Consider the following 20,886-nt stretch of genomic DNA (forward strand, 5'->3'; position numbering starts at 1 on the left):
CTGTGGCGGGCGGGGTCGTCCGTCACACGTGCCGAAAAGGGGGGCCACATTGGGTGCGGAGTCGTTCACGATGCTCGTGGTCTGCCAGGGCAACGTCAACCGATCTGCGCTCGGCGCGGCACTGCTCGAGCGGTGGGTCGACTGGTACCTGCCGTCGCCCCTGCGAGCCCAGGTCGAGGTGACGAGCGCGGGGCTCGGAGCGCCGGTGGGCGCCCCGATGGGATCGAGGTCGCGCGCCATCGCCGAGGCGCTCGGCGCCGACGGCTCGGGGCATCGAGCCTCGCAGATCACCGAGCAGATGATCCGCTCGGCCGACCTGGTGCTCGTCTCGTCGACGCGTCAGCGCGGCAGCGTGCTCGAGCTGGTGCCGGGCGTCGTGCGCTCGACGTTCACGATGCGTGAAGCGGGCCGCATCGCCGCGACGTTGCCGCCGATGCCGTCACCCGGCACGGTCGAAGACCTCCGACTGCGGGTGGCGTCCCTCGCCGAGAACCGCTCGGTGCCGGGTGATCGTTCGGCCGGCGACGACATCGTCGACCCCGAGGGCAAGGACGACGAGGCGTTCCGCGAGATGGCCCGGCAGCAGGTGCCGCCGCTCGCGCGCCTTGCTCAGGTGCTGCTCGGGATGCCTCACGGCGAGGTCGCGGCCTACGACGCGGCCGTCGAGGCGGGCGAGTTCTCGTTCAGCGGCGAGACCGCAGTCGACACGGGCTCGACCCCGTCGCGCCCGCGCGGACGGCGCCAGGCGTGACGAACCCGGGCGCGGGCGCCGGCGGAGGCGCTGGCGGAGCGGCGATCGGGCCCGCCGGCGCACCCCATGCGCACACGGGGTCCGGCCGAGCGCTGCGGGTGCTGCACCTCGATCACACGAACGTGGGCGGCGGCGCCGAGTTCGCGCTCCTGCGCATGCTGCGCGCCGAGCCGTCGTGGTCGCCGTACCTGCTGCTCGCCGCGACATCCGATCGCACGCTCGGAATCTACGACGCGGTGCCGTCTCGCGTACCGCGCGCGATCGCCGGCGTTCGACAGCCGGCCGGCGTCGCCGCCGGCGGTCTCGGAGCGGCGCTCTCGGTCGGGGCGCGGGTCATCGCGCAGGCCATCTCGGTGCGCTCGTCGCGCGTGTTCGGCAGCGCCGACCTCGTCGATGCCAACACCGCGCGCGCGGCGGCCTTCGGTGCGCTCGCCGCACGCACCTCGCGCGTGCCGTTCGTCGTGCACCTGCGTGACCTCGTCGACGCCGAGGCCCTCGGCCGGGCCGGGTGCGCACTCATGGTGCGAGTGGTGCTGCCCCGGGCCGACGGCGTGATCGCGAACTCGCACGCGACGCTCGAGTCGGCACGTCCGCACCTGCGCCGCGGCGCGCTCGCCGAGGTGATCCCCAGCGCATCGGGGCTGCGCGTCGGCGCCGCCACTGCGCCCGGGCGCGACCCGATCCGCACGGTGGGGATGCTCGCCCGCATCGACCCGTGGAAAGGCCAGCACGTGCTGCTCGAGGCCTTCGCGCGGGTGTTCGGCGGCCGTGATGTGCGGCTGCAGTTGGCGGGCGACGCGCCGTTCGGGCACGGGGGACACCTCGAGGACCTGCGACGGCGGGCGTCGGAGCTCGGCATCGCCGGGCAGGTCGAGTTCCTCGGTCACGTCGACGATGTCGACACGCTCCTCGCCGGATGGGATGTGGCGGTGCAGGCGTCGACACGTCCCGAACCGCTCGGCCAGAACGTGCTGCAGTACCTCGCCGCCGGGCGGGCCGTGGTCGCGGCCGATGAGGGCGGACCGGCCGAGTGGGTCGTCGACGGCGTCAACGGCCTGCTCGTGCCGCCCCGCGACATCGACGCGCTCGCCGCAGCGCTCGGCAGCCTCGACGCCGATGACGACCTGCGCGAGCGGCTCGCGCTCGCGGCGGCCGCGACGCCCGGGCTCCTCGACGATGCCGCCGTCGCCAGGGCGCACGCGGCGTTCTACGAGGCCGTGGTGGGCTCGAGGCGAGGCACCCGACCCGAGCTCGACGGACGGGTCGCGACATCCGCCGCCGTCAGGAACGCGGTGACCTCGTCGAGCGTGACGTCGGCCCGAAGGATGCGGTTGTGACCGAGACCGTCGGTGGCGACGAGGCGCGCGCTCGGGCCGTTGACCTCGGCCAGTCGCTGCGACTGCGTGAACGGCACCCGCCGGTCGCCGTGATCGTGCACGAGCAGCAGCCGCGTGGCATCGGGCAGCGGATGCCGCAACGCCGAGTACCGCTCGAACGGGTCGGGGCCGCCGGGGAAGAGCCGGGAGGTGAATCGGTGTGCGAGCGCCTCGCGGCTCGGCCGGTCGAGGCCGAGCACCTCGCCGAAGCCGTCGATGAACACGTCGGGTGACCCCGCCCCTGCAATGCCCACCACCCGGCGTGCGGCGATGCCGTCGTGCACGGCGACGAGTGCGGCGAGGGCTCCGAAGGAGTGGCCGACGATCGCGTGGAAGGCGCCGTGGCGGTGCTGGAGCTCGGTGATGATGTCGAGGTGGTCGACGAGGTAGGTTCCTCGGCCCGGCGTCTCGCCGTTCGCCGGCGCGTCGAAGGCGACGACCCTGAAACCCTCGCTGCGCAACTCTCGAACGAGGGGCGCGAAGACGCTCGCTCGAGACTGCCAACCGTGCGCGAGCACCACCGTGTCGGCGCCCGAACCCCACTCGTACGTCACGACGTCGACGCCCGAGCGGCGCAGGCCCGGAATGTGCACGGTACCGCGGCGGGCCGCACTGTGCGTGGCCTGGTCTGCCCGAGCGACGGGCGTGCGGCGGCCGACGCGCATGAAGAGCGGGAAGGCGAGGCGGCCGGCGAGTGCCGGCGAGACCGCGCCGGCGGTGCGGATGCCGGTGGCGATGGCGGATGCTGCGGACATCGGTGTCTCCTCGGGATCGGCTGCTCGAACAGCGGAAATCAAACAATACGAACGGTCGTACTGACACTATACGAACGATCGTGCGTAAAATACAAGACATGACCGAGATCGACGGACGAAAGGCCCGGGGCGACGCCTCACGGCGCCTCGTGCTCGCGAGCGCCGTCGACCTCGCCTCGATCGACGGACTCGACGGGCTCACCATCGGCCAGCTGGCCGCGGCGGCGAGTGTCAGCAAGAGCGGAGTCGCCACCCTGTTCGGCACGAAGCAGCGGTTGCAGCTCGCGACGGTCGACGCGGCGGCGCAGCGATTCCGCGAGGCGGTGCTCGAGCCCGCGCGGGTCGAGCCCCGGGGCATCCGTCGCGTCGTCGTCCTGCTCGATCGCTGGATCGCCTACTCCCGCGACCGCGTGTTCCCGGGCGGATGCTTCTTCGCCTCGGCCGCGGTCGAGCTCGATGCCAAGCCGGGGCCGGTGCGCGACGCAGTGGCCCAGGCGTTCCAGAGCTGGAACGACTACGTGCGCGTGGCGATCGGCTACGCGATCGACCAGGGCCAGCTACCCCCGGGCACCGATGCCGCCCAGCTCGCGTTCGAGTTCATCGCGCTCCTCGACGGCGCGAACACCCGCTCGCTGCTGCACGACTCGAACGAGCCGTACATGTTCACGCGCCGGGCCATGGTCGCACGCCTGCTCGCGGCAGGCGCCGACCCCGAGGTGCTGCGCCCGCTCGCCGACGTCGACGACGAGGCGCTCGCCGCTCGCTGAGCTCGCGCTGCCTCAGCCCGCGCTGCCTCAGCCCGCACCTTACCTGCTTCGCCCGCCCGTCACCCCGGCCCCGTCACCCCGCCCCGTACCGAAAACAGGAACTCGCGCGAGACACGCCGCTGGAGTTCCTGTTTTCGGTGCGGTCGCGGCGTGTCTTCCTGTTTTCGGGACGGTGGAGATCGGGTGGGGCGGGGGTGGGGGCGGGTGGGTCAGCCGGCCGCGGCGTCGTAGCGGTCGAGCACGATCTCGACGAGCTCGGCCGGCACGGGCAGGTCGGGCGTGAGCAGCGGGGCGCTCACGACGTCGGCGCCGGCGGCTTCGGCCAAGTCCTGGAAGTACCCGGGCGCGAGCAGGTAGCTCGCGACGACGACGCGTGCGCCCGGGGCATCCTCGCGTGCCTGCGCGATCGCGTCGATCAGCAGCGGCGACGCCGCCGACAGGAAACCGAGCCGAATGTCCCGGCCGCAGGCCGCCGCGAGCCGCTTGGCCATGTCGCGGCAGTCGCGCACGGCGCGCCCGTCGCTCGAACCCGCGACGGAGAGCACCACGGAGTCGTCATCGCGCACTCCGGCCTCGTCGAGGCGGCGTGCGAGCACGGCGGCGAGTCGGTCGTCGGGTCCGAGTGCCCCCGCGAGCACGACCGACCGGTCGGTGACCTCGGCGACCGCCTCGGTGAGATCGACGTGCACGTGGTATCCGGCCGACAGCAGCAGCGGCACCACGACGGCGGGTTCGCCCGGCTCGAGCGTGGCCAGGGTCGCCGGCACGTCGGGCTGCTCGACATCGACGTGTCCGAGCCGCACGCTCGGCGCGCGCTGCGCGTCGTCGGTGCTGGTCGCGTCGGTGGCGGTCGCGTCGGCGCCGGCCGTGACGGCGCGCTCGGCGATCGCAGTGGCGACGGCCTCATGCAGAGCCCGCACCGCGGCGCGCCCTTCGCTCGACGATGTGCCGTGCGAGATTCCGAGGAGGGCGGGCTGCAGCCGGGTCATCCGTCAATCATCGCAAACGTGGGTGCGCAGATGTGCAGAGATCTCCGGAATCGTGCACATCCGAGCGGTTCACCGAGTGTTCGCGCACCGGGTCTTCCCGTGCAGACAGGCGCCTCGTAGTCTGGCGGCAATTGTCGCCGGGGGTCAGGTCGGCTCTCGCGCAGTGAAGTCGGGGAGTGTGCTGATGAAACACGTCGTCCAACGAGTCACGGTCACGATCGCGGCGGGGGCACTGCTCGCCGTGGGGCTGGCGGCCGCTCCGGCGACTGCCGCGGTGGCGGCGGAGCCGACCGAGCTGTTCATCAGCGAGTACGTCGAGGGCTCCTCGAACAACAAGGCGATCGAGATCTACAACCCGACTGGGGCATCAGTCGATCTCAGTCAGTACACGCTGCGCCAGTACTCCAACGGCAACACCACCACGAGCGTCAATCAGGTGCTCAGCGGAACCCTGGCCGCAGGTGAGACGTTCGTCTTCGCGCACAGCCTGGCGAACGCCGCGATCCTCGCCGCAGCCGACCTGACGGCGAACCTCGGCCTGTGGAACGGCGACGATGCGATCGTGCTCGACAAGGCCGGCAGCGTCGTGGACTCGCTCGGCCAGATCGGGTTGGACCCGGGCACGGAATGGGGAACCGGTCTGACCTCGACCGCCGACAACACGTTGCGCCGGCTGGCCTCGGTGTGTGTGGGCGACACCGACCCCACCGACGTGTTCGACCCCGCCCTCGAGTGGGAGGGCTTCGCCCAAGACACGTTCGATGGGCTCGGATCGCACACGTGCGGTGAGGTGGGACCGCAGCCGACGGTGATCAACGAATTCTCCGCCTCGACCGCCGGCACTGATGTCGAGTTCGTCGAACTGCTCGCCGAGCCCGGCACCGACCTGACCGGCCTCCGCGTGCTCGAGATCGAGGGCGACTTCAGTGCTGGAGCGCCCACCTCGCGTGGCCTGGTCGACGAGGTCGTCTCGTTCGACGCTCCCGACGCCGACGGACGTGCCCTGGTCTGGCTCCCCGCGAACGCCCTGGAGAACGGCACGGTCTCGCTGTTGCTCGTCAGCGGATACACCGGCGCGACCGGCGTCGACCTCGACACGAACGATGACGGTACGCTCGACCTGCCCGCCGGGGTCACCCTGCTCGACGCGATCGCGGTGAACGACGGCGGGTCGGGAGACCTGGCCTACGGCGGCGTCGTGCTCACGAACGGGTACGACGGCATCGCGTTCGTCCCCGGCGCTGCCTCCCGCATCCCCGACGGCACCGACACCGACTCGACCGCCGACTGGGTGCGCAATGACTTCGACCTCGCAGGCATCCCCGGCAACACCGGCACGCTCGTCAACGGTGAGGCCGCGAACACCCCCGGGGTCCGCAACTCCCGCACAGTCGTCATCGTGCCGCTGCCCCCGGCCGACTGCAACGCACCCGCGGTGACGATCGGCTCCGTGCAGGGTGCAGGGGCCGCCTCGCCGGTCATCGGCGCGAAGGTCGAGATCGAGGGCGTCGTCACCGGCGACTTCCAGGCCGGCGGCGGCTTCGACGGTTACTACCTGCAGGACGCCGGTGATGCGGATGCCGCGACATCCGACGGCATCTTCGTCTTCGCCCCGACCGGACTCGACGTCGCAGCCGGCGACGTTGTGCACGTGGCCGGAACCGTGAGCGAGTTCTTCGGCATGACGGAGGTCACCGCGACGGCCAACGCGATCTGCGACGCCGGCGCAGCGCTTCCCGGTGCCACCGAGATCTCCCTGCCGGTCTCATCGCCCGAGGTCTACGAGTCGCTCGAGGGCATGATCGTGACGCTGCCGCAGTCGCTCGCGATCCTCGAGACCTTCGAGTACGCGCGCTACGGCACGATCGACATCGGCGTCGACCGGCAGATGACGCCCACGGCGGTCGTCGAGCCGGGCTCACCCGAATTCGATGCGCTCGAGGCGAAGAACCTCGCCGAGCGCATCACCATCGACGACGGCCGCTTCGCGCAGAACCCCGACCCGGCGATCCACCCGAACGGCGACGAGTTCACCCTCGAGAACTCGTTCCGGGGCGGCGACCTGGTGTCGAACGTCACGGGTGTGCTCGATCACCGCAGGGACGGCACCGACAACTCGACGATCCGCTGGCGTGTGCAGCCCACTGAAGGCGCCGACTTCGAGGCCGTGAACCTGCGCGCCGACAACGGCGTGCCCGAGGTCGGCGGCACGACCAAGGTGGCGAGCTTCAATGTGCTGAACTACTTCACGACGCTCGACTCGCGCGGCGCGAACACTCCCGAGGAGTTCGAGCGCCAGGAGGCGAAGATCGTCTCGGCGATCGCCGAGATCGACGCCGACGTCGTCGGACTCATCGAGATCGAGAACAATGGGGATGAAGCGGTGGGCACGCTCGTCGAAGCGCTCAACGACGAGATGGGTGCGGGCACGTACGACTTCATCTCGACGGGCGTGCTGGGCACCGACGTCATCACGACGGCGCTCATCTACAAGCCGGCCGAGGTGGCGCCGACTGGCGACCACGCGGTCCTCACCGAACTCGAGGATCCCCGGTTCAACACCGACCTCAACCGCCCCGCCCTGGCGCAGACCTTCACGGATCTCGAAGCCGGCGGCGAGGTGACCGTGGTCGTGAACCACCTGAAGTCGAAGGGTTCGCCGTGCGCGGGCGATCCCGACCTCGGCGACGGTGCGGGCAACTGCAACGTCACGCGCACGCTCGCCGCTCAGGCGCTCGCCGACTGGCTGGCGGGCGACCCGACCGGGCAGGGCGCGGGCAACGAGATCATCATGGGCGACCTGAACTCGTACGACAAGGAGGACCCGATCGACGAGCTGCTCGCGGCCGGCTACACCGACCTGCTGTTCGAGGACCAGGGCGAGGAGGCCTACTCGTACGTGTTCGACGGGCAGCTGGGCTACCTCGACTACGCGCTCACCGGCGCCGGGCTCACCGAGCGGGTGACCGGGGCCGCGGCCTGGCACGTCAACTCCGACGAGCCGAACATCATCGATTACGACATGACGTTCAAGCTCCCCGCCCAGGACGCGCTCTTCGCTCCCGACCAGTGGCGCTCGAGCGACCACGACCCGGTGATCGTCGGGCTCGACCTCGACGTCATCGCACCCGAGCTGACGGTGACGGCGTCGCCCGATGTGATCTTCCCCCCGAACGCCCAGTGGCGCACGGTCGACATCGACGTGGAGGCGACCGACAACGTCGACGCCGACGTGACGATCGAACTCGTGAGCGCGACGGCCGAAGGTCACAAGGCCGACATCCGCGTGATCTCCGACACCCAGGTCGAGGTGCTCGCCCGCCAGGGCGCCGTCTACACCGTGGTGTACACGGCGACCGACGACGCCGGCAACGCGACGACGGAGTCGGTGACCATCCGAGTCGGCCCGTGACGGCCGGGTCCGTGACGGCCGGGTTCGTGACGGCCGGGCGACACTCGGCATGACAACGAACGACGCCGCCCCCGCGATGAGCGGGGGCGGCGTCGTTCTTGCGGGGTGCGGGTCTGCCGGGCAGCCCGGGCTCAGAAGCTCGTGACGAGGTCGCCCAGCACGTCGCTGACCTTAGTCGGGTCGGTGGCGTCGTAGTAGTGGGCGCCCGTGGCGCTCGAGATCGACTGCAGCGTCGCGACGTCGGCGTTGGCACCGTACGCCAGCGTGAAGATGAGCACCGGCGTCTCGTGGTGGTGCAGTTCCTCGAGGCCCGAGATCATCTGCGCTGCGGTGACCGAGGAGCCGAAGTACTCGTTCTTGCCGTCGCTGAGCAGCACGATCGCGTTGATGCGGTCGGGCTGCCAGTCGGCGGCGCGCTCTCGCGCGAACTTGTCGACCGCCGCATAGAGCGGCGTGAACTCGATCGGCCGTAGGGCGCCGAGTTCCCGGAGGAACTCGGTTCGGGTCTCGCCGATGTCGGCTACGGGGCTCACCAGTCCCGGAGAGATCGGGTCCATGTCGACCGCCGAGAACGCGGCGAGGCCCACGTTGTCGCCCGGGGTGAAGTGGTCGAGCGCCTCAGTGATCGCCGCCTTCGCGCCGGCGAGCTTCGTCATGCCTCCTGGGATCGGCTCCTCCATCGACCCCGAGACGTCGACGAGGAACAGCACCTCGGCGCGCTTGCGCACGTCGGGGAACGCGAGGTGGGTCGCCCGGATCACGTTCCCGCGAGGGTAGGGGAGGGCCCCCGGCGGGTCGGCGGCGAATTGGCCGACCTCCGCGACGAGCGGGTCGATGGCCCCGTTCACATCGCGGTACCCCGTCTCGCGCACAATTTGCTGACCCTGCTTGGTGAGCGCGAACCGCAAGAAGTCCTCTGCCGCTGCGGTCTCGAGAAGATCGAGCCAGACCCCCTCGAGCAGCACGGCAGGGTTGTCGGCCACGTAGAACCCGTCCGAGGGGTAGATCGGAACGAGCTTCTCGGCGGGAGGGTCACTCGCGACGCGGGTGACGCCGTCGCGGCTGGTGATGCCGCGGTTGTAGTCCCAGACCGACTTCTCGTCGACGATCACCGCCGAGAGGAAGTCCGCGACCGACCCCTGCTCTTCGGACTGGCGCGCGTGCCAGAGGAAGTGCTCGGGTGTGGCCATGTAGTGGCTCGTCGCGAGTTCGTGGCGCCTGACCTCCTCGGTCACCTCGGGGTCGATGACGTCATCCCTCGTCAGCTCAGCACCCGTGCCCGCCGCGGAGCTGAACGAGTTCAGGAGCGCCGCCTCGCCGGAGCTCGCGACGAGTGGACTCGTCTTGCCGAGCTTGAAGGCCCCCCACTCGGGGTGGCCGAGGTCGCTCCACGCGTTCTCGTCTTCGGCGACCTCGTAGACCTCGGCCCAGGTCGGGGAATCCTCGTCCCAGCCGATGGCTGCCGCGAGCGCCTCGGGCATCGCCAGTACGATATCGGATGCCCCGAGGCTCGTCGTCTCGGCGGGAACCGCCGCGCCGCCGCCGGTGGCTCGCGCGATGCCGATCCAGGAACTGGCGTCGGGCACCCACACGGTCGGACGTTGATCTTCGGGCAGGTTCGTGAAGCTGTGCGATGCGTCTTCGGCCGCGAGCCCGGACTTGTCTTTCGTCGCAACGGCCGTCACGCAGCTGCCGTTGACATCGCGGGGCTGCGCGTTGTAGCCGTCGACGAGACGTGACACCATTTCGGCGTTCTCGAACGACGAGAGCACCCGGACGGTGGTGCACGGGCTCGCGCCCGCTGCAGCGGCGGGCTCGTCGTCGGGGAAGACGATCGGCTCGGCGGCCTGCGGGGCCTCGTCAACGCCGTCGGCCTCGGTCGACGGGTTCTGCGCGGTCATCACGAGCGCCGTCGCGATGCCACCCCCGAGGAGCAGCACGAGTGCCGCCGCGCCGATGATGATCCATCGCGTGCCACGGCGACGTCGTGCCCGCTGTTCACTGCGGCGACGCTCGCGACGAAGTGACGGCCCGCCCGTGCTCATTCGGCGACTCCCGTCGTCGCTCGACCGCTGCGCGGGGCGCGGCTGGGAGTGGGTGCGTCCGGGTCGGGGGCGCGCAGCACGAGTGAATCGAACATGGGGGTCTGTCCTCGGGTGGCGGTGCAGGGCCGAGGCGAGCATATCCCGATGTCACCGACGATCCCAATGATGAGGTACTGAATGGAAACAACGCCGGCATCGTTCCGGCGACTTCCGGGGCCGGATCGGGGGCTCAGGTCGTCGAGTTCAGCATGCCGATGACGACGGCCGTCCACCACGCGACCTGCGAGATGACGGCGCTCGAGATGAACCGGATGCGGGCTGATCGGGGCACCGCGCTGAAGCGCGTCTTGCGCGGGAATCTCGCGAGGTGCATCGTCCACCGCGTGATCGCCACCCCGTTGAGCGAGAGCACCAGCACGGCGCCGAGCTTGACGAGCGTGAGCGGTGCGCTGAGGTCGGGTTGCAGCAGCGCACCGCTCGCGAGCAGTCCGATGATTCCGACCCAGATGGGCACCTTGAGGGTGACATCGACCTGCCGGAGGTCGCGGACCGTGCGCCACTCGGTCACCCAGAGCAGGGCGTACCAGTCGACCATGAGCACGGCGCCGAACCCGACCACGAGCGAGGCGAGGTGCACGAACAGGGCGATCGTGTGCAGCCAGGGCGGGGCCGCCAGCAGCGTGCTGGTCCAGATCGCGGCGGCCCAGCCCGCGGCGATCGCCACGTACGCGACCGCGCGGTGGCGCTGCCTACGCCGCTGTCTCGCCTTGAGCGTGGTCGTCACAGGGGTGCCAGTCTGCCTCTCGGTGGTTGTGTGCAGGTGCATGCATTTCAGGGTCCGCCCGGTCACATTATCGGACGCGAGCGTCCGGACCGGGGCAGAATGGGGCGCATGGATGTCGAGCTCGCCTCCGCCTTCGACGCGACCCTGCCGCCCTGGCTCATCGATGAGCTCCCGCGGCTGCTCGCCACGTCTCCGATCTCGACCCCTGAGGAACGCGTCCAGCTCGTCAACCGTCTCGCCGACCGCAACTGGCGTGCGGGCAACGGGGGCCCGTTCGCGGCGATCGTCGTGGATGCGGCATCCGGTGCGCTCATCTCGGTCGGCGTGAACGTGGTGCTCGCGAGCGGACTCAGCGCGACGCACGCCGAGATGATGGCGCTCAGCCTGGCCCAGCGTGCGCTCGGCCGCTGGGATCTCGGGGCGGACGGCGCAGAACTCGAGCTCGTCGTGAACTGGCGGCCGTGCGTGATGTGCTACGGCGCGACCATGTGGTCAGGCGTTCGCGCGCTCACGATCGCGGGCGAGGGCGCCGAGGTCGAGCGACTCACCGGATTCGACGAGGGCCCGATGCCGGCCGACTGGGTCGGCGAGTTCGAGCGCCGCGGCATCCGCGTCTCGATCGGCCTCGGACACGATGACGCCATCGAGGTGTTCCGGGCCTTCGGCGCGTCCGACGCCGTCGTCTACAACGCGCGGGGCGCGAACGAGGCGTAGGTCGAGCCCGGGGCCGGACATGCCGATCGACAACGACGTCTACGACCGGCTCGGTGCGGGCTGGTGGGACGAGGACAACCCGCTGAACATGCTGCACGGCAGCTGCACGCCGGGACGCATGGGGTTCTTCCGCGAGATCCTCGATCACCGGGGCGTGGTGGGGGGCCGGGCTCTCGACATCGGCTGCGGTGCCGGATTCATCGCCGAGGAACTCGCTATGGCCGGATTCACCGTGACGGGAATCGATCCGTCGCGGGTCGCCATCGACACGGCACGAGCCCACGCGGGGGAGGGCGGGCTCGACATCGAGTACCGGGTCGGAGTAGGAGAGGAACTGCCCTTCGCGGACGCAGCGTTCGACCTGGTGTTCTGCTGCGACGTGCTGGAACACGTGCGCGACCTCGACCGGGTCATCGCAGAGACGGCGCGGGTGATGCGACCCGGCGGGCTCTACCTCTTCGACACGATCAACCGCACGTGGCGAAGCAAGATGCTCGCCATCAAGGCCATGCAGGAGTGGCGACTCACGCGCATCATGGACACGGCGATCCACGAGTGGTCGATGTTCATCACGCCCGACGAACTCGGGGCGACGCTCGGCCGGCACGGACTGGACATCGTCGAGGTGGTCGGGCTGGCGCCGCGAGCGCGGTGGCTCACGATCCTCGCCGCGCTGGGCGACACCCGGCGTGGCCGGATCAGCTACGGCGAGCTGAGCCGCAGGCTCGAATTCGGTCGCGTGACGTCGCTGAGCCTGTCGTACATGGGGTTCGCCGTCCGGCGACCGTGAGCGGCCGCCGGACGGCGGAGCCGGGAGCGACTCGGTGGAGCGCTCCCGGCCGCACACCAAGCCCTCGTCAGCGCTCGGCGTGCGGCCGGTCGTGATGACGATCGCCGTGGCCCTGACGCCGGTCGTCGTCGTGGAGGTGCACGTGGACGTGGACGTCCTGGTGGCCCGGCTGCGGCTGGTGGCCCGGGTGATGCCCGAAGCCGCGGCCCTCGCCTGCGCCGTGCCAGCCGCCGGCGCCGTGCCAGCCGCCGAAGCCATGGCCGCCACCGAAGCCATGGCCGCCGAAGCCGTGGCGACGACCGCCGCGGCGGCCGCGGGTCATCGGATGGGACTCGTCCCAGCCGAGCTCGCGGGCGATCGCCTCGAGGCTCCGGAGCGTCGTCGCGAAGTCCTCTGCAGAGACGGCGCCGGCGACGCGCTCGCGGAGTGCGGTCACCTGGGATTCGAGGCGGTCGCGAGCCTCACGGCCGGCGTCGGTGAGCACGGGCGGGGCGCCCGTGATCCAGCCGCGCTCGGCGAGGCGGTGCAGGGCGTGGGGCTTGGCGTGGAGCCGCTCGGCGAGCCGCTCGTCGCGGGCCTCGCCCGCGAGCAGGTTCAGCATGCGCCAGTCGCGGCGGGTGATGCCGTCGGCGGCGAAGAGCGTCTGCATCTCGTCGGAGAGCCGGCGGTCGATGAGCTTCAGCCAGAAGCCGAACGGTCGGTCGGCGGTTGCGGATGCCCCGGGCCCGACGGTCTCGTCGGAGCGCTCGGGCTGATCGGGGTTGGTCTGATCTGGGTCGTGCTGATCGGTGTTCATGATCTTGCCTTTCTCGGTGCGCCCGCGGGGCGCCCGGCGCGCGTTGCGCGTGTTCGATATTGCATGTCAAGTGACATGTATATGTACAATGACATGTATGACACGCCCTCGTCAAGACGGTCTCGGTGAATCTTCAGGTTCCGACCCCGTCGCCGCGGTCGAAGCGGCCCTCGGCGCGTTCCGCGGGGGCGGGCCCGGCGGCCCGTTCAGCGCGAGGTGGGGGCAGGGGCCGTTCGGGCGGGGGCCCGGAGGCTGGGGTGGTCCGCCGACGGGGCACGATCGGCATGGCGGTCGACCCAGCGATCACGGCCACGCGGAGCAGCCGCACGCCGACCACAGCCACGGTCACGACAGCCACGGCGGTCGCCGCGGCGACCCCGGCCGCCCCGGGGGCCACGGTGGCCCGGGAGGCCGCGGAGGCCACGCCGCCATACGGCTGCTCATCGTGCTCGCCAACCACGGCCCGAGTTCCGTCAGCGACCTCGCCATCGCGATCGGTGTCGACCAGCCACGGGCCAGCCGGCTCGTTCAGGCTGCGGTCGACGCCGGCCAGGTTCGACGCGAGGTCGACCCCGCCGACGCCCGGCGCAGCATCCTCGTCATCACCGACGCGGGTCGTGCGGCCCTTTCAGCGGTGATCGACCACCGGCGCACGGCGATCGAGCAGGCCCTCGCCGACTTCTCGCCCGACGAGCGGGCCGAGTTCGCGCGACTGCTCACCCGTTTCGCGGAGGCCTGGCGCCGAGGCTGAGCCGGCGCGAGTGCTGAACCCGAACGCGGGTTCAGCGCAGGGCCGGCGGGACCTTCACGAACAGCATGAGCACCAGACCCGCGGCGAGCACGATCATGATGCCGAGGATGCCCCAGTACGTCGCCCCGAACGCCCCGATGAGTGCCGCCCAGAGGAGCGGCGAGAGGAAGCTCGCCGCGCGCCCGGTGGTCGCATAGAGGCCGAAGATCTCGCTCTCGCGCCCGGCCGGTGTGACGCGGGCGAGGAACGAGCGCGACGCCGCCTGCGCCGGGCCGACGAACAGCGTGAGCACGAGGCCGAAGACCCAGAAGACGAGCTTGCCCGTGTCGTGGAAGAAGAAGACCGCGAGACCCGCGATGAGCAGGCCCGCGAGCGAGAAGATGATCACGGCGCGCGCACCGAATCGATCGTCGAAGCGTCCGGCGAGGATCGTCGAGAGGCCGGCCAGCAGGTTCGCGGCGATGCCGAAGAGCAGAACCTCGTTCGACGTGAAGCGGAACACGATCGCCGCGATCACTGCGCCGAATGCGAACACGCCCGCCAGCCCATCGCGGAACACGGCGCTCGCGAGCAGGAACCAGAACGTCGGTCGCGAGTCGCGCCACAGCGCGATGATGTCCTGGACGAGTACGACGTAGTTGCGCCAGAACGATACGCGCTCGCGCCCGGGCGCCGGCGGTGCCTCGGGCACGTACACCAGCACGGGCCACGCGAAGAGGAGCGTCCACACCGCGCAGCCGAGTGCGATCACGCGATAGGCGAGGCCGTTGTCGGTGGGCATCCCCCACCAGTCGAATGTGGTTGCGACGACGACGAGCACGAGCGCGAGGATGCCGCCGATGTAGCCGAGGCCCCAGCCCAGTCCCGAGACCTTGCCGACGGTCTTCGGCGTCGACACCTGCACGAGCATCGCGTTGTAGTTGACGCCGGCGATCTCGCTGAACACCGTGCCGGCCGCGATGAGCGAGATGCCGAGCACGAAGTACGCAGGCGCGCCCTGCACGAAGAACAGGGCGACCATGCACAGCACGAGCGCTGCCGTCGCGCCGCCGAGCCAGACCTTGCGCCGCCCAGCGACATCCGCCCGCTGACCGAGCACCGGGGCGAGCAGCGCGATGAGGATGCCCGCGATCGTGATCGCCCATCCGAGTCCGCTCGCCAGCTCGGCGAGCCCGCGTTCGTACGCCGGATCGCCTTCGCCGAGGGCGGCGACGGCGGGGTCGAGGAACGTGTCGCTCGTCAAGTAGAGGGCCGTGAAGACGAACGTGAGGATGACCGAGTTGAACGGCTGCGTCGCCCAGTCCCATAGGGCCCACGAGAACACCTGGCGTCGGGGGATGACACGCCCCTCCTGCAACTGCAGGCCCATCACCCTGATGGCGCCGCTCTGGGCGGTGGGCGGAGGCGTGGGCACGCCGCTGCCCTCGGCGGAGGTTTCGGCGGGCGGCCGAGGGGGAACGGTCATGTGGCAAGCCTCGTTCGGTCGGATGAACGGAAGGTGACCGGCGCGACCGGGGCGGGACATCCGCTCGATCGTCGCTGATCCTGGGTGCACTGTAGCGCCGAATCCGCATCGAGAGTGCAGTTCGTGCCGCTGCGCCGGGCCGATCCTGGCGCGAACTGCACTCTCGAGGTTGTGACGCGCGCGAACCCCGGTCACGGACCGCGAACCCCGCTCAGATCCCGACCGCGCCCACCAGCTCGCCGAACAGCTGCTCGGCATCGCACTCGAGCCGCTGCCTGGTGAACCATTCGCACACGTTCACGCAGTCGCGGTGCAGCAGGTCGAACCCCTGCGGGTTCGCCACCACGTCGACGACCTGGGGCAGGTCGATCGCCACGACGCGCTCGCGGTGCACGAGCAGGTTGTAGGGCGAGAGGTCGCCGTGCGCGAGTCCGGCGTTCGCGAGCGTGTGCATGAACTCGACGATCTGCGCGAACAGCTCGCGGAGCTCGTCGGGCTGCGAGCGCACCTGCGCGAGGCGAGGCGCGGCAACGCGACCGTCGCCGATGAACTCCATGAGCACCTCGGTCTCGCTCACCTGCACGGGATAGGGCACCGACGCCCCGAGTTCGGTCAGCCGCGCGAGCGCCTCGAACTCGGCGCTCGCCCACTGCACGCGGGCGACGGCACGGCCGAAGGTCGACCGGTTGTCGACCGCGCGCTGGTCGCGGCTGCGGCGCGTGCCGCGGCCCTCGGTGTAGATCGCCGACCGGTGGAAATCGGAGTGGTCGCCCGACCGGTACCGCTTCGCCGCGAGCAGCACATGGTTGCCCGGCACGTCGGCAGGGGCATCCGGAATCGCCCGCTCGATGAGGTGCAGGTCGGCCTCCTTCCCGGTCTTCACGACGCCGAGTTCGGTGTCGATGGCCGCGGCGCTGGTCACGAGCCAGTCGGGTCGCGGCTGCGGGCCGCGTTCCGAGGGAAGGGTCGCCGGCCACGTCGACCAGCGTTGGTCGTCGCCTGGCTCTGCGGCCTGGAAGACGAGGGAGGCGGTGTCGGCGCCGAACGGCGCGACGGAGTTGTCGTCGATCGCGTCGAGCGAGTCGAGTGACGAGAGGAAATGCACGGTGGTTTCTCCGAGAGATCACGGAGGCCACCGAACGCCGGCGCCGATGCGCTACGGGCGGGCGGCCTCACAGGGAAGGGTGTCTGCGATGCGCGCGACAATGACGGTGTTCATCAGGCCCCTCCTTCTGGTCTCGGCGTTCAGTGCGAGCGGATGCCGCGTGGTGCGGTCCGCCCGCGAGCATACGCGCTCGCGGGCGGCGTGTCCACAGGTCAACCCGCGACCGCGGCCTCGATGATGCGTGCGCTCGCCGCCGCGCCGTCCTCGCCCGCGAACTCCCCCTGCACGCGGGCCGCCGCCTCGCGCATCGCCGGATCGGACAGCACGCGCTCGACCGCCGCACGGAACTCTGGCTTCCCGACGCGCTTCGGCGGCACCCTGAGAGCGTTTCCCTGCCGCACGCAGACCTCGACGTTCCACACCTGCTCGGGCTGCAGGCCCAGGCCGACGAACGGCACCCCGGTGGCGCAGGCGGTCTGCACGGTGCCCTGCCCGCCGTGCAGCACGGCCGCGTCGACGAGCCCGCCGAGGCGGTGGGCGGGCAGCAGGTCGGTGACGTGCACGTTCGACGGCACCGCGTCGGTCGGCTCGAGGTAGTGCTTGATCGGCGCGACGACGTTCACCGGCAGGTCGCCGAGCACCTCGGTCGCGGCGAGCGCGAGCCGGCGGTCTGCCGAGGACCCGAGCCCGAGGTACACGAGCGGCTCGGGCGCGGCGGCGAGCTCGCGGACCAGGGGCGGCACGGGTGCGTCGATCCGCGCGAAGATCGGGCCGACGCGACGATAGCCGTCGGGCAGGTCGTAGCCGTCGAGCTCCCACGACATGACGGTGAGCAGGTTGACGTCGGCCTCGAGCATCGAGGCGACGGTGCGCAGCGGCGGCACGCCGTTCGCCCGCGCGACGGACGTGAACGAGCGCGGGGCGACCGGCGCGCGGGTGTACAGCCATCGGAACGCGGCCGTCGCGACACGGTCGGCGGCGCGGGCGAGCGCGCCCGTGCCGTGGACGAGGTTCATGCGCCGGGTTTGCGCCACCTGCGGCCCGGTGAGCGCGAACGGCACCGGGTAGAAGAGCGGGACGCCTTCCGCCCGAGCCGACAGCAGCGAGGTGATGTTCGATCCGATCACCACTGCCGACGCACCGAGCTCGCGGGTGAGGCGGCGCTCCGCGTCGACGCGCGCCGCCACAGACTGCTTCGTGAACGGGCTGCGGATCGCCCGGCCCTGGTCGAAGTCGAGCGCCTGCTTGCGCTGCGCCGCCGTCCAGGCGGGCTCCAGCGCACGGTAGGGGAAGCCCGCGTCGCGGATGAGGTGCACGAAGTCGTGCTCGTAGCCCATGAACTCCGCGCGGTGGGCTGGGCCGAGCGCGCGGGCCACCTCGATCATGCGGGTCGTCTCGGCGAGGTTGAACGTCACCGGGGCGAACACGATCACCGCCATGTCGGCTCCTTTCGGGCGTCATCGACGACTGTACCGACGAGGCCGAGCCCGGCGCGCCCCTCGAACTCGGCTCTGGCGGGCGGCGCGCTCGCTGTGGTTGGCTGAGCCATGAGCGCTGACAGGGGTGCTTCGGCGCCGTTCAACGGTCGGCTCGCGATCCTGCTCGCGATGGCCATGTTCGTGCTGGTCGTCGACACGTCGCTGATGAACGTGTCGATCTCGGCCGTGGTGCGAGATCTCGACACGACGGTGAGCGGCGTGCAGGGCGCGATCGCGCTCGAGGCGCTCGTCTCGGCAGCGTTCATCCTCATCGGCGGCAAGACCGGCGACCTCATCGGACGCAAGCTCGCGTACGTCCTCGGCCTGCTCGGCTACGCGATCGGCGCGATCGCGATGGTGTTCGCGCAGGACCTCGGCGCGATCATCGTGTTCTGGGCGATCATCGGCGGCATCGGCGCGTCCCTGCTGCTCCCGGCGATGCAGTCGCTCATCCACGGCAACTTCGAGGGCGCGCACCAGGCGCGCGTCTACGCCCTCGTCGGGGCATCCGCAGCCATCGCCGCCGCGGTCGGCCCGCTCCTCGGCGGATTCATCACGACGTTCCTCTCCTGGCGGGTCGGCTTCGCGCTCGAGGCCGCGATCATCGCGGTCGTGCTCATCGGCATCGGGCTCGTGAAGGACGTGCCGTACCACGGTGATCGGTCGATCGACCTCGTGGGTGCTGCGCTGTCGATCGTCGGCATGGGCGGTGTCGTGACCGGCATCCTCGTGTGGCAGGAGGGCGGCAACTGGGTCGGCATCATCATCGGCGTCGGCGTCATGGCACTCGGCGCACTCGTGTACTGGCTGCGCAGCCGCAAGCGTCGGGGAAAACCCACGCTGCTCGACCCGACGCTCTTCGAGTCCAAGATGTTCCGCGCCGGGGCATCCGGTCAGATGCTGCAGCAGATCGCACTCGGCGGCACCATGATCGTGCTCCCGATCTACCTGCAGATGGTGTTCGAGTACAACGCGCTGCAGGCCGGCCTCTCGATCGCACCGTTGTCACTGAGCATGTTCGCTGTCGCGCTGCTAGCCGGGCGCGGCCTGAAGCGTCGGCCTGCGGGCATCATCCTCTGGGGGTTCGTGCTCGTCGTGGCCGGACTCGCGATCCTCGTGCCGATCGTGCCCATCGCCGACTCCGGGTGGTACCTGTTGGTGCCGCTCATCATCTCGGGCTGCGGGCTCGGCCTGCTCGTCTCGCAGCTGAACAACTACACCCTCTCCCCGATCTCCGACGAGCGGGTCAGCGAGGCGGCCGGCGTGAACTCGGCGGCGGGCTCGTTCGGCCTCTCGTTCGGGCTCGCCTTCGCCGGGGCGATCATGCTCGCGACGCTCGCATTCACGTTCACCGCGAGCGCCGACGCGAGCGAAGTGCTTTCGCCCGAACAGCAGCAACAGGTCTCGACGGTGCTCGAGGAGGACGCCGAGATCATGACCAACACCGGGCTCGAGGAGCTCCTCGCCGACGAGACGCCCGAGGTGCAGGACGAGATCATCCGCATCAACACCGACTCGCGCATCATCGCGCTGCAGGTGGCATTGCTCGTGCCGATCCTTGCGGGGCTCCTCGGGGTGCTCAACGCGCTGCGCATGCGGCGCCTCCCCGACCCGAAGCCGTCGGCGGCGGCCGAGGGAACGATGCTCGGCTGAAGATCGCGACGGTGGGGTCGGCGCATGGGCGAGGGTGGATCAGACGGGGCCGTCGCGACGGTGATCCTCGTCGAGGGCGAGAGCGACCGGCTCGCCGTCGAGACGCTCGCCGCCCGCCTCGGCGTCGACCTCGCCGCCGGTCGCGCATCGGTCGTCTCGATGGGCGGCGTGAACAACCTGCGCAGCCACCTCGCGGCGCTGGCCCTCGAGCCGGTACGGCCTCGGGCCGTCGGCCTATTCGACCTCCCCGAGGCGGCCCACGTGCGCCGCGCGGTCGAGGAGGCGGGCCTCGGCCCGGCCGACGGCGATCTCGAATCGCTCGGGTTCTTCGCGTGCGACCCCGACCTCGAAGGTGAGCTCATCCGGGCGCTCGGCAGCGCGCGGGTCGAGGAGCTGCTGGCCCAGCACGGCGAACTCGCGCGCTTCCGCGGGTTCCAGCAGCAGCCGGCGTGGCGGGCAGAGTCGACCGAGGCGCAGTTGAGGCGCTTCATGGGCACGCACGCCGGCCGCAAGGCGCGGTTCGCGCCGATCTTCGTCGATTCGCTGGAGTCCCGGCGCATCCCGGCGCCCATGGCGTCGCTGCTCGCCGCTGCCGTCGACGGAGGATGAGGTCGGGCCGGTGACTCGCCTTGCCGATGCCGCCGTCGACGGAGGTTGAGGCCGACCGGCCCGCCGCTCAGATGGCGTGCGGCGCGAGCAGGTCTGCGAACACCGCGGTATTCAGGAAGGTGATCCGGTCTCCGGCGACGACCGCGACAGTGCTGACCCCGGTGCCCGGATCGACCGGCCCGGTGTACATGCCGTCCGCAGCGTCGCTGTCGACCGCATAGCCCGCATCGGCGAGGGCGGTCTCCCAGGCTGCCCACTCCGCGTCGGGCACGGACAGCTGCACGAGCGTGAGACCGATGTCGGTCTGCGGCCGACCCCAGGCGCAGGCCGTGCCGCCGGCCTCCTCGAGCTGCACCGCGAGCGGGTCGAAGAGCTGCGGCTCGACGGGCTCGAGTCCGTCGGCGGCGAGCTTTGCGTTGCCATCCGACCCCAGCACCCGGTCGCACTCGATCCCGACCGATGCAGCGGGCGTCGTCGGGGCGGGCGTCGTCAGGGTGGGCGACGGGCTCGGCTCCGGCTGTAGCTGGGCGGTGCACCCCGTCAGGGCGAGTCCGAGGACGACGAGTGCAGGTAGGGTGCGCGCGAGGTGGGCCATCGGTGCAGCCTACCGACCGCCCGGGTCGCGATCCCAGCGCACCGAGGGCGT

At 70.8% G+C, this 20,886-nt stretch carries 17 protein-coding genes and 1 pseudogene; 9 read left to right on the forward strand and 9 right to left on the reverse strand.

The features are described 5' to 3' along the window. Positions 1 to 49 precede the first annotated feature (49 nt). Both LQ757_RS01940 and LQ757_RS19510 read left to right on the forward strand, forming a co-directional pair. Positions 50 to 751: an arsenate reductase/protein-tyrosine-phosphatase family protein gene (locus tag LQ757_RS01940; RefSeq protein WP_231045523.1), complete on the forward strand. Its 702-nt coding sequence runs from the start codon at positions 50 to 52 to the stop codon at positions 749 to 751. 695 nt (positions 752 to 1,446) lie between these two features. Further along, positions 1,447 to 1,890, forward strand: a pseudogene (locus LQ757_RS19510) (glycosyltransferase); the annotation flags it as partial. Between the two features lie 68 nt (positions 1,891 to 1,958). Here the strand turns inward: LQ757_RS19510 and LQ757_RS01950 are convergent. Beyond that, positions 1,959 to 2,882: an alpha/beta hydrolase family protein gene (locus LQ757_RS01950; RefSeq protein ID WP_231045524.1), complete on the reverse strand. Its 924-nt coding sequence runs from the start codon at positions 2,880 to 2,882 to the stop codon at positions 1,959 to 1,961. Between the two features lie 98 nt (positions 2,883 to 2,980). Between LQ757_RS01950 and LQ757_RS01955 the strand changes: the two genes are divergently transcribed. Beyond that, positions 2,981 to 3,649, forward strand: a complete 669-nt coding sequence (locus LQ757_RS01955) for a TetR/AcrR family transcriptional regulator (protein WP_231045525.1) — start codon at positions 2,981 to 2,983, stop codon at positions 3,647 to 3,649. Positions 3,650 to 3,858: 209 nt separating this feature from the next. Here the strand turns inward: LQ757_RS01955 and LQ757_RS01960 are convergent, their stop codons facing one another. Further along, on the reverse strand, positions 3,859 to 4,638 hold the full coding sequence (locus LQ757_RS01960; RefSeq protein ID WP_231045526.1) for a sirohydrochlorin chelatase: 780 nt from the start codon (positions 4,636 to 4,638) through the stop codon (positions 3,859 to 3,861). A gap of 184 nt (positions 4,639 to 4,822) precedes the next feature. Here LQ757_RS01960 and LQ757_RS01965 point away from each other — a divergent pair, with 184 nt between their 5' ends. Further along, entirely contained in the window at positions 4,823 to 8,050 is a 3,228-nt protein-coding gene (locus LQ757_RS01965) for an ExeM/NucH family extracellular endonuclease (RefSeq protein ID WP_231045527.1), read from the forward strand. Between the two features lie 131 nt (positions 8,051 to 8,181). Here the strand turns inward: LQ757_RS01965 and LQ757_RS01970 are convergent, their stop codons facing one another. Both LQ757_RS01970 and LQ757_RS01975 read right to left on the reverse strand, forming a co-directional pair. Next, on the reverse strand, positions 8,182 to 10,095 hold the full coding sequence (locus LQ757_RS01970; RefSeq protein WP_231045528.1) for a substrate-binding domain-containing protein: 1,914 nt from the start codon (positions 10,093 to 10,095) through the stop codon (positions 8,182 to 8,184). A gap of 229 nt (positions 10,096 to 10,324) precedes the next feature. Beyond that, positions 10,325 to 10,879: a hypothetical protein gene (locus tag LQ757_RS01975; protein ID WP_231045529.1), complete on the reverse strand. Its 555-nt coding sequence runs from the start codon at positions 10,877 to 10,879 to the stop codon at positions 10,325 to 10,327. A 108-nt stretch (positions 10,880 to 10,987) separates the two neighbouring features. Between LQ757_RS01975 and LQ757_RS01980 the strand changes: the two genes are divergently transcribed. Then, positions 10,988 to 11,593: a tRNA-specific adenosine deaminase gene (locus tag LQ757_RS01980; RefSeq protein WP_231045530.1), complete on the forward strand. Its 606-nt coding sequence runs from the start codon at positions 10,988 to 10,990 to the stop codon at positions 11,591 to 11,593. Between the two features lie 19 nt (positions 11,594 to 11,612). Further along, positions 11,613 to 12,383 (forward strand): bifunctional 2-polyprenyl-6-hydroxyphenol methylase/3-demethylubiquinol 3-O-methyltransferase UbiG, encoded by a 771-nt coding sequence (ubiG, locus tag LQ757_RS01985; protein WP_231045531.1) that lies wholly within the window; start codon positions 11,613 to 11,615, stop codon positions 12,381 to 12,383. A gap of 67 nt (positions 12,384 to 12,450) precedes the next feature. Here ubiG and LQ757_RS01990 read toward each other — a convergent pair whose 3' ends face one another. Further along, positions 12,451 to 13,179, reverse strand: a complete 729-nt coding sequence (locus LQ757_RS01990; RefSeq protein ID WP_231045532.1) for a MarR family winged helix-turn-helix transcriptional regulator — start codon at positions 13,177 to 13,179, stop codon at positions 12,451 to 12,453. Positions 13,180 to 13,276: 97 nt separating this feature from the next. Here LQ757_RS01990 and LQ757_RS01995 point away from each other — a divergent pair, with 97 nt between their 5' ends. Further along, the gene (locus tag LQ757_RS01995; protein WP_231045533.1) at positions 13,277 to 13,930 is read left to right on the forward strand and encodes a MarR family winged helix-turn-helix transcriptional regulator; all 654 of its coding nucleotides are present in this window, start codon (positions 13,277 to 13,279) and stop codon (positions 13,928 to 13,930) included. Positions 13,931 to 13,961: 31 nt separating this feature from the next. Here the strand turns inward: LQ757_RS01995 and LQ757_RS02000 are convergent, their stop codons facing one another. From LQ757_RS02000 to LQ757_RS02010, 3 genes are all read right to left on the reverse strand, one after another. Continuing rightward, positions 13,962 to 15,395, reverse strand: coding sequence for an MFS transporter (locus LQ757_RS02000; RefSeq protein ID WP_372459613.1), 1,434 nt, complete (start codon positions 15,393 to 15,395; stop codon positions 13,962 to 13,964). Positions 15,396 to 15,606: 211 nt separating this feature from the next. After that, positions 15,607 to 16,500 carry a serine protein kinase RIO gene (locus tag LQ757_RS02005; RefSeq protein WP_231045534.1) on the reverse strand — a complete coding sequence of 298 codons (894 nt, stop codon included), beginning with the start codon at positions 16,498 to 16,500 and terminating at the stop codon, positions 15,607 to 15,609. Positions 16,501 to 16,712: 212 nt separating this feature from the next. Beyond that, positions 16,713 to 17,939 (reverse strand): glycosyltransferase, encoded by a 1,227-nt coding sequence (locus LQ757_RS02010; protein WP_231045535.1) that lies wholly within the window; start codon positions 17,937 to 17,939, stop codon positions 16,713 to 16,715. Between the two features lie 108 nt (positions 17,940 to 18,047). Here LQ757_RS02010 and LQ757_RS02015 point away from each other — a divergent pair, with 108 nt between their 5' ends. Both LQ757_RS02015 and LQ757_RS02020 read left to right on the forward strand, forming a co-directional pair. Then, positions 18,048 to 19,631 (forward strand): MFS transporter, encoded by a 1,584-nt coding sequence (locus LQ757_RS02015; protein WP_231045536.1) that lies wholly within the window; start codon positions 18,048 to 18,050, stop codon positions 19,629 to 19,631. A 24-nt stretch (positions 19,632 to 19,655) separates the two neighbouring features. Then, positions 19,656 to 20,240 carry a TOPRIM nucleotidyl transferase/hydrolase domain-containing protein gene (locus tag LQ757_RS02020; protein ID WP_231045537.1) on the forward strand — a complete coding sequence of 195 codons (585 nt, stop codon included), beginning with the start codon at positions 19,656 to 19,658 and terminating at the stop codon, positions 20,238 to 20,240. Positions 20,241 to 20,307: 67 nt separating this feature from the next. Here the strand turns inward: LQ757_RS02020 and LQ757_RS02025 are convergent, their stop codons facing one another. Beyond that, positions 20,308 to 20,835, reverse strand: a complete 528-nt coding sequence (locus LQ757_RS02025) for a hypothetical protein (RefSeq protein ID WP_231045538.1) — start codon at positions 20,833 to 20,835, stop codon at positions 20,308 to 20,310. Between the last annotated feature and the right edge of the window lie 51 nt (positions 20,836 to 20,886).

This window comes from Agromyces cavernae (genome assembly GCF_021044935.1).
Lineage (GTDB): Bacteria > Actinomycetota > Actinomycetes > Actinomycetales > Microbacteriaceae > Agromyces > Agromyces cavernae.

Excerpts from the sequence above, each read along its gene's own strand:
- LQ757_RS01965 (WP_231045527.1), top strand. The coding sequence starts at position 4,823 with ATGAAACACGTCGTCCAACGAGTCACGGTCACGATCGCGGCGGGGGCA.
- LQ757_RS02015 (WP_231045536.1), top strand. The coding sequence starts at position 18,048 with ATGAGCGCTGACAGGGGTGCTTCGGCGCCGTTCAACGGTCGGCTCGCG.
- LQ757_RS01970 (WP_231045528.1), bottom strand. The coding sequence starts at position 10,095 with ATGAGCACGGGCGGGCCGTCACTTCGTCGCGAGCGTCGCCGCAGTGAA.
- LQ757_RS01990 (WP_231045532.1), bottom strand. The coding sequence starts at position 13,179 with ATGAACACCGATCAGCACGACCCAGATCAGACCAACCCCGATCAGCCC.
- LQ757_RS01995 (WP_231045533.1), top strand. The coding sequence starts at position 13,277 with ATGACACGCCCTCGTCAAGACGGTCTCGGTGAATCTTCAGGTTCCGAC.
- LQ757_RS02025 (WP_231045538.1), bottom strand. The coding sequence starts at position 20,835 with ATGGCCCACCTCGCGCGCACCCTACCTGCACTCGTCGTCCTCGGACTC.
- LQ757_RS01955 (WP_231045525.1), top strand. The coding sequence starts at position 2,981 with ATGACCGAGATCGACGGACGAAAGGCCCGGGGCGACGCCTCACGGCGC.
- LQ757_RS01960 (WP_231045526.1), bottom strand. The coding sequence starts at position 4,638 with ATGACCCGGCTGCAGCCCGCCCTCCTCGGAATCTCGCACGGCACATCG.
- LQ757_RS01980 (WP_231045530.1), top strand. The coding sequence starts at position 10,988 with ATGGATGTCGAGCTCGCCTCCGCCTTCGACGCGACCCTGCCGCCCTGG.
- LQ757_RS02020 (WP_231045537.1), top strand. The coding sequence starts at position 19,656 with ATGGGCGAGGGTGGATCAGACGGGGCCGTCGCGACGGTGATCCTCGTC.
- LQ757_RS01950 (WP_231045524.1), bottom strand. The coding sequence starts at position 2,882 with ATGTCCGCAGCATCCGCCATCGCCACCGGCATCCGCACCGCCGGCGCG.
- LQ757_RS02000 (WP_372459613.1), bottom strand. The coding sequence starts at position 15,395 with ATGACCGTTCCCCCTCGGCCGCCCGCCGAAACCTCCGCCGAGGGCAGC.
- ubiG (WP_231045531.1), top strand. The coding sequence starts at position 11,613 with ATGCCGATCGACAACGACGTCTACGACCGGCTCGGTGCGGGCTGGTGG.
- LQ757_RS02010 (WP_231045535.1), bottom strand. The coding sequence starts at position 17,939 with ATGGCGGTGATCGTGTTCGCCCCGGTGACGTTCAACCTCGCCGAGACG.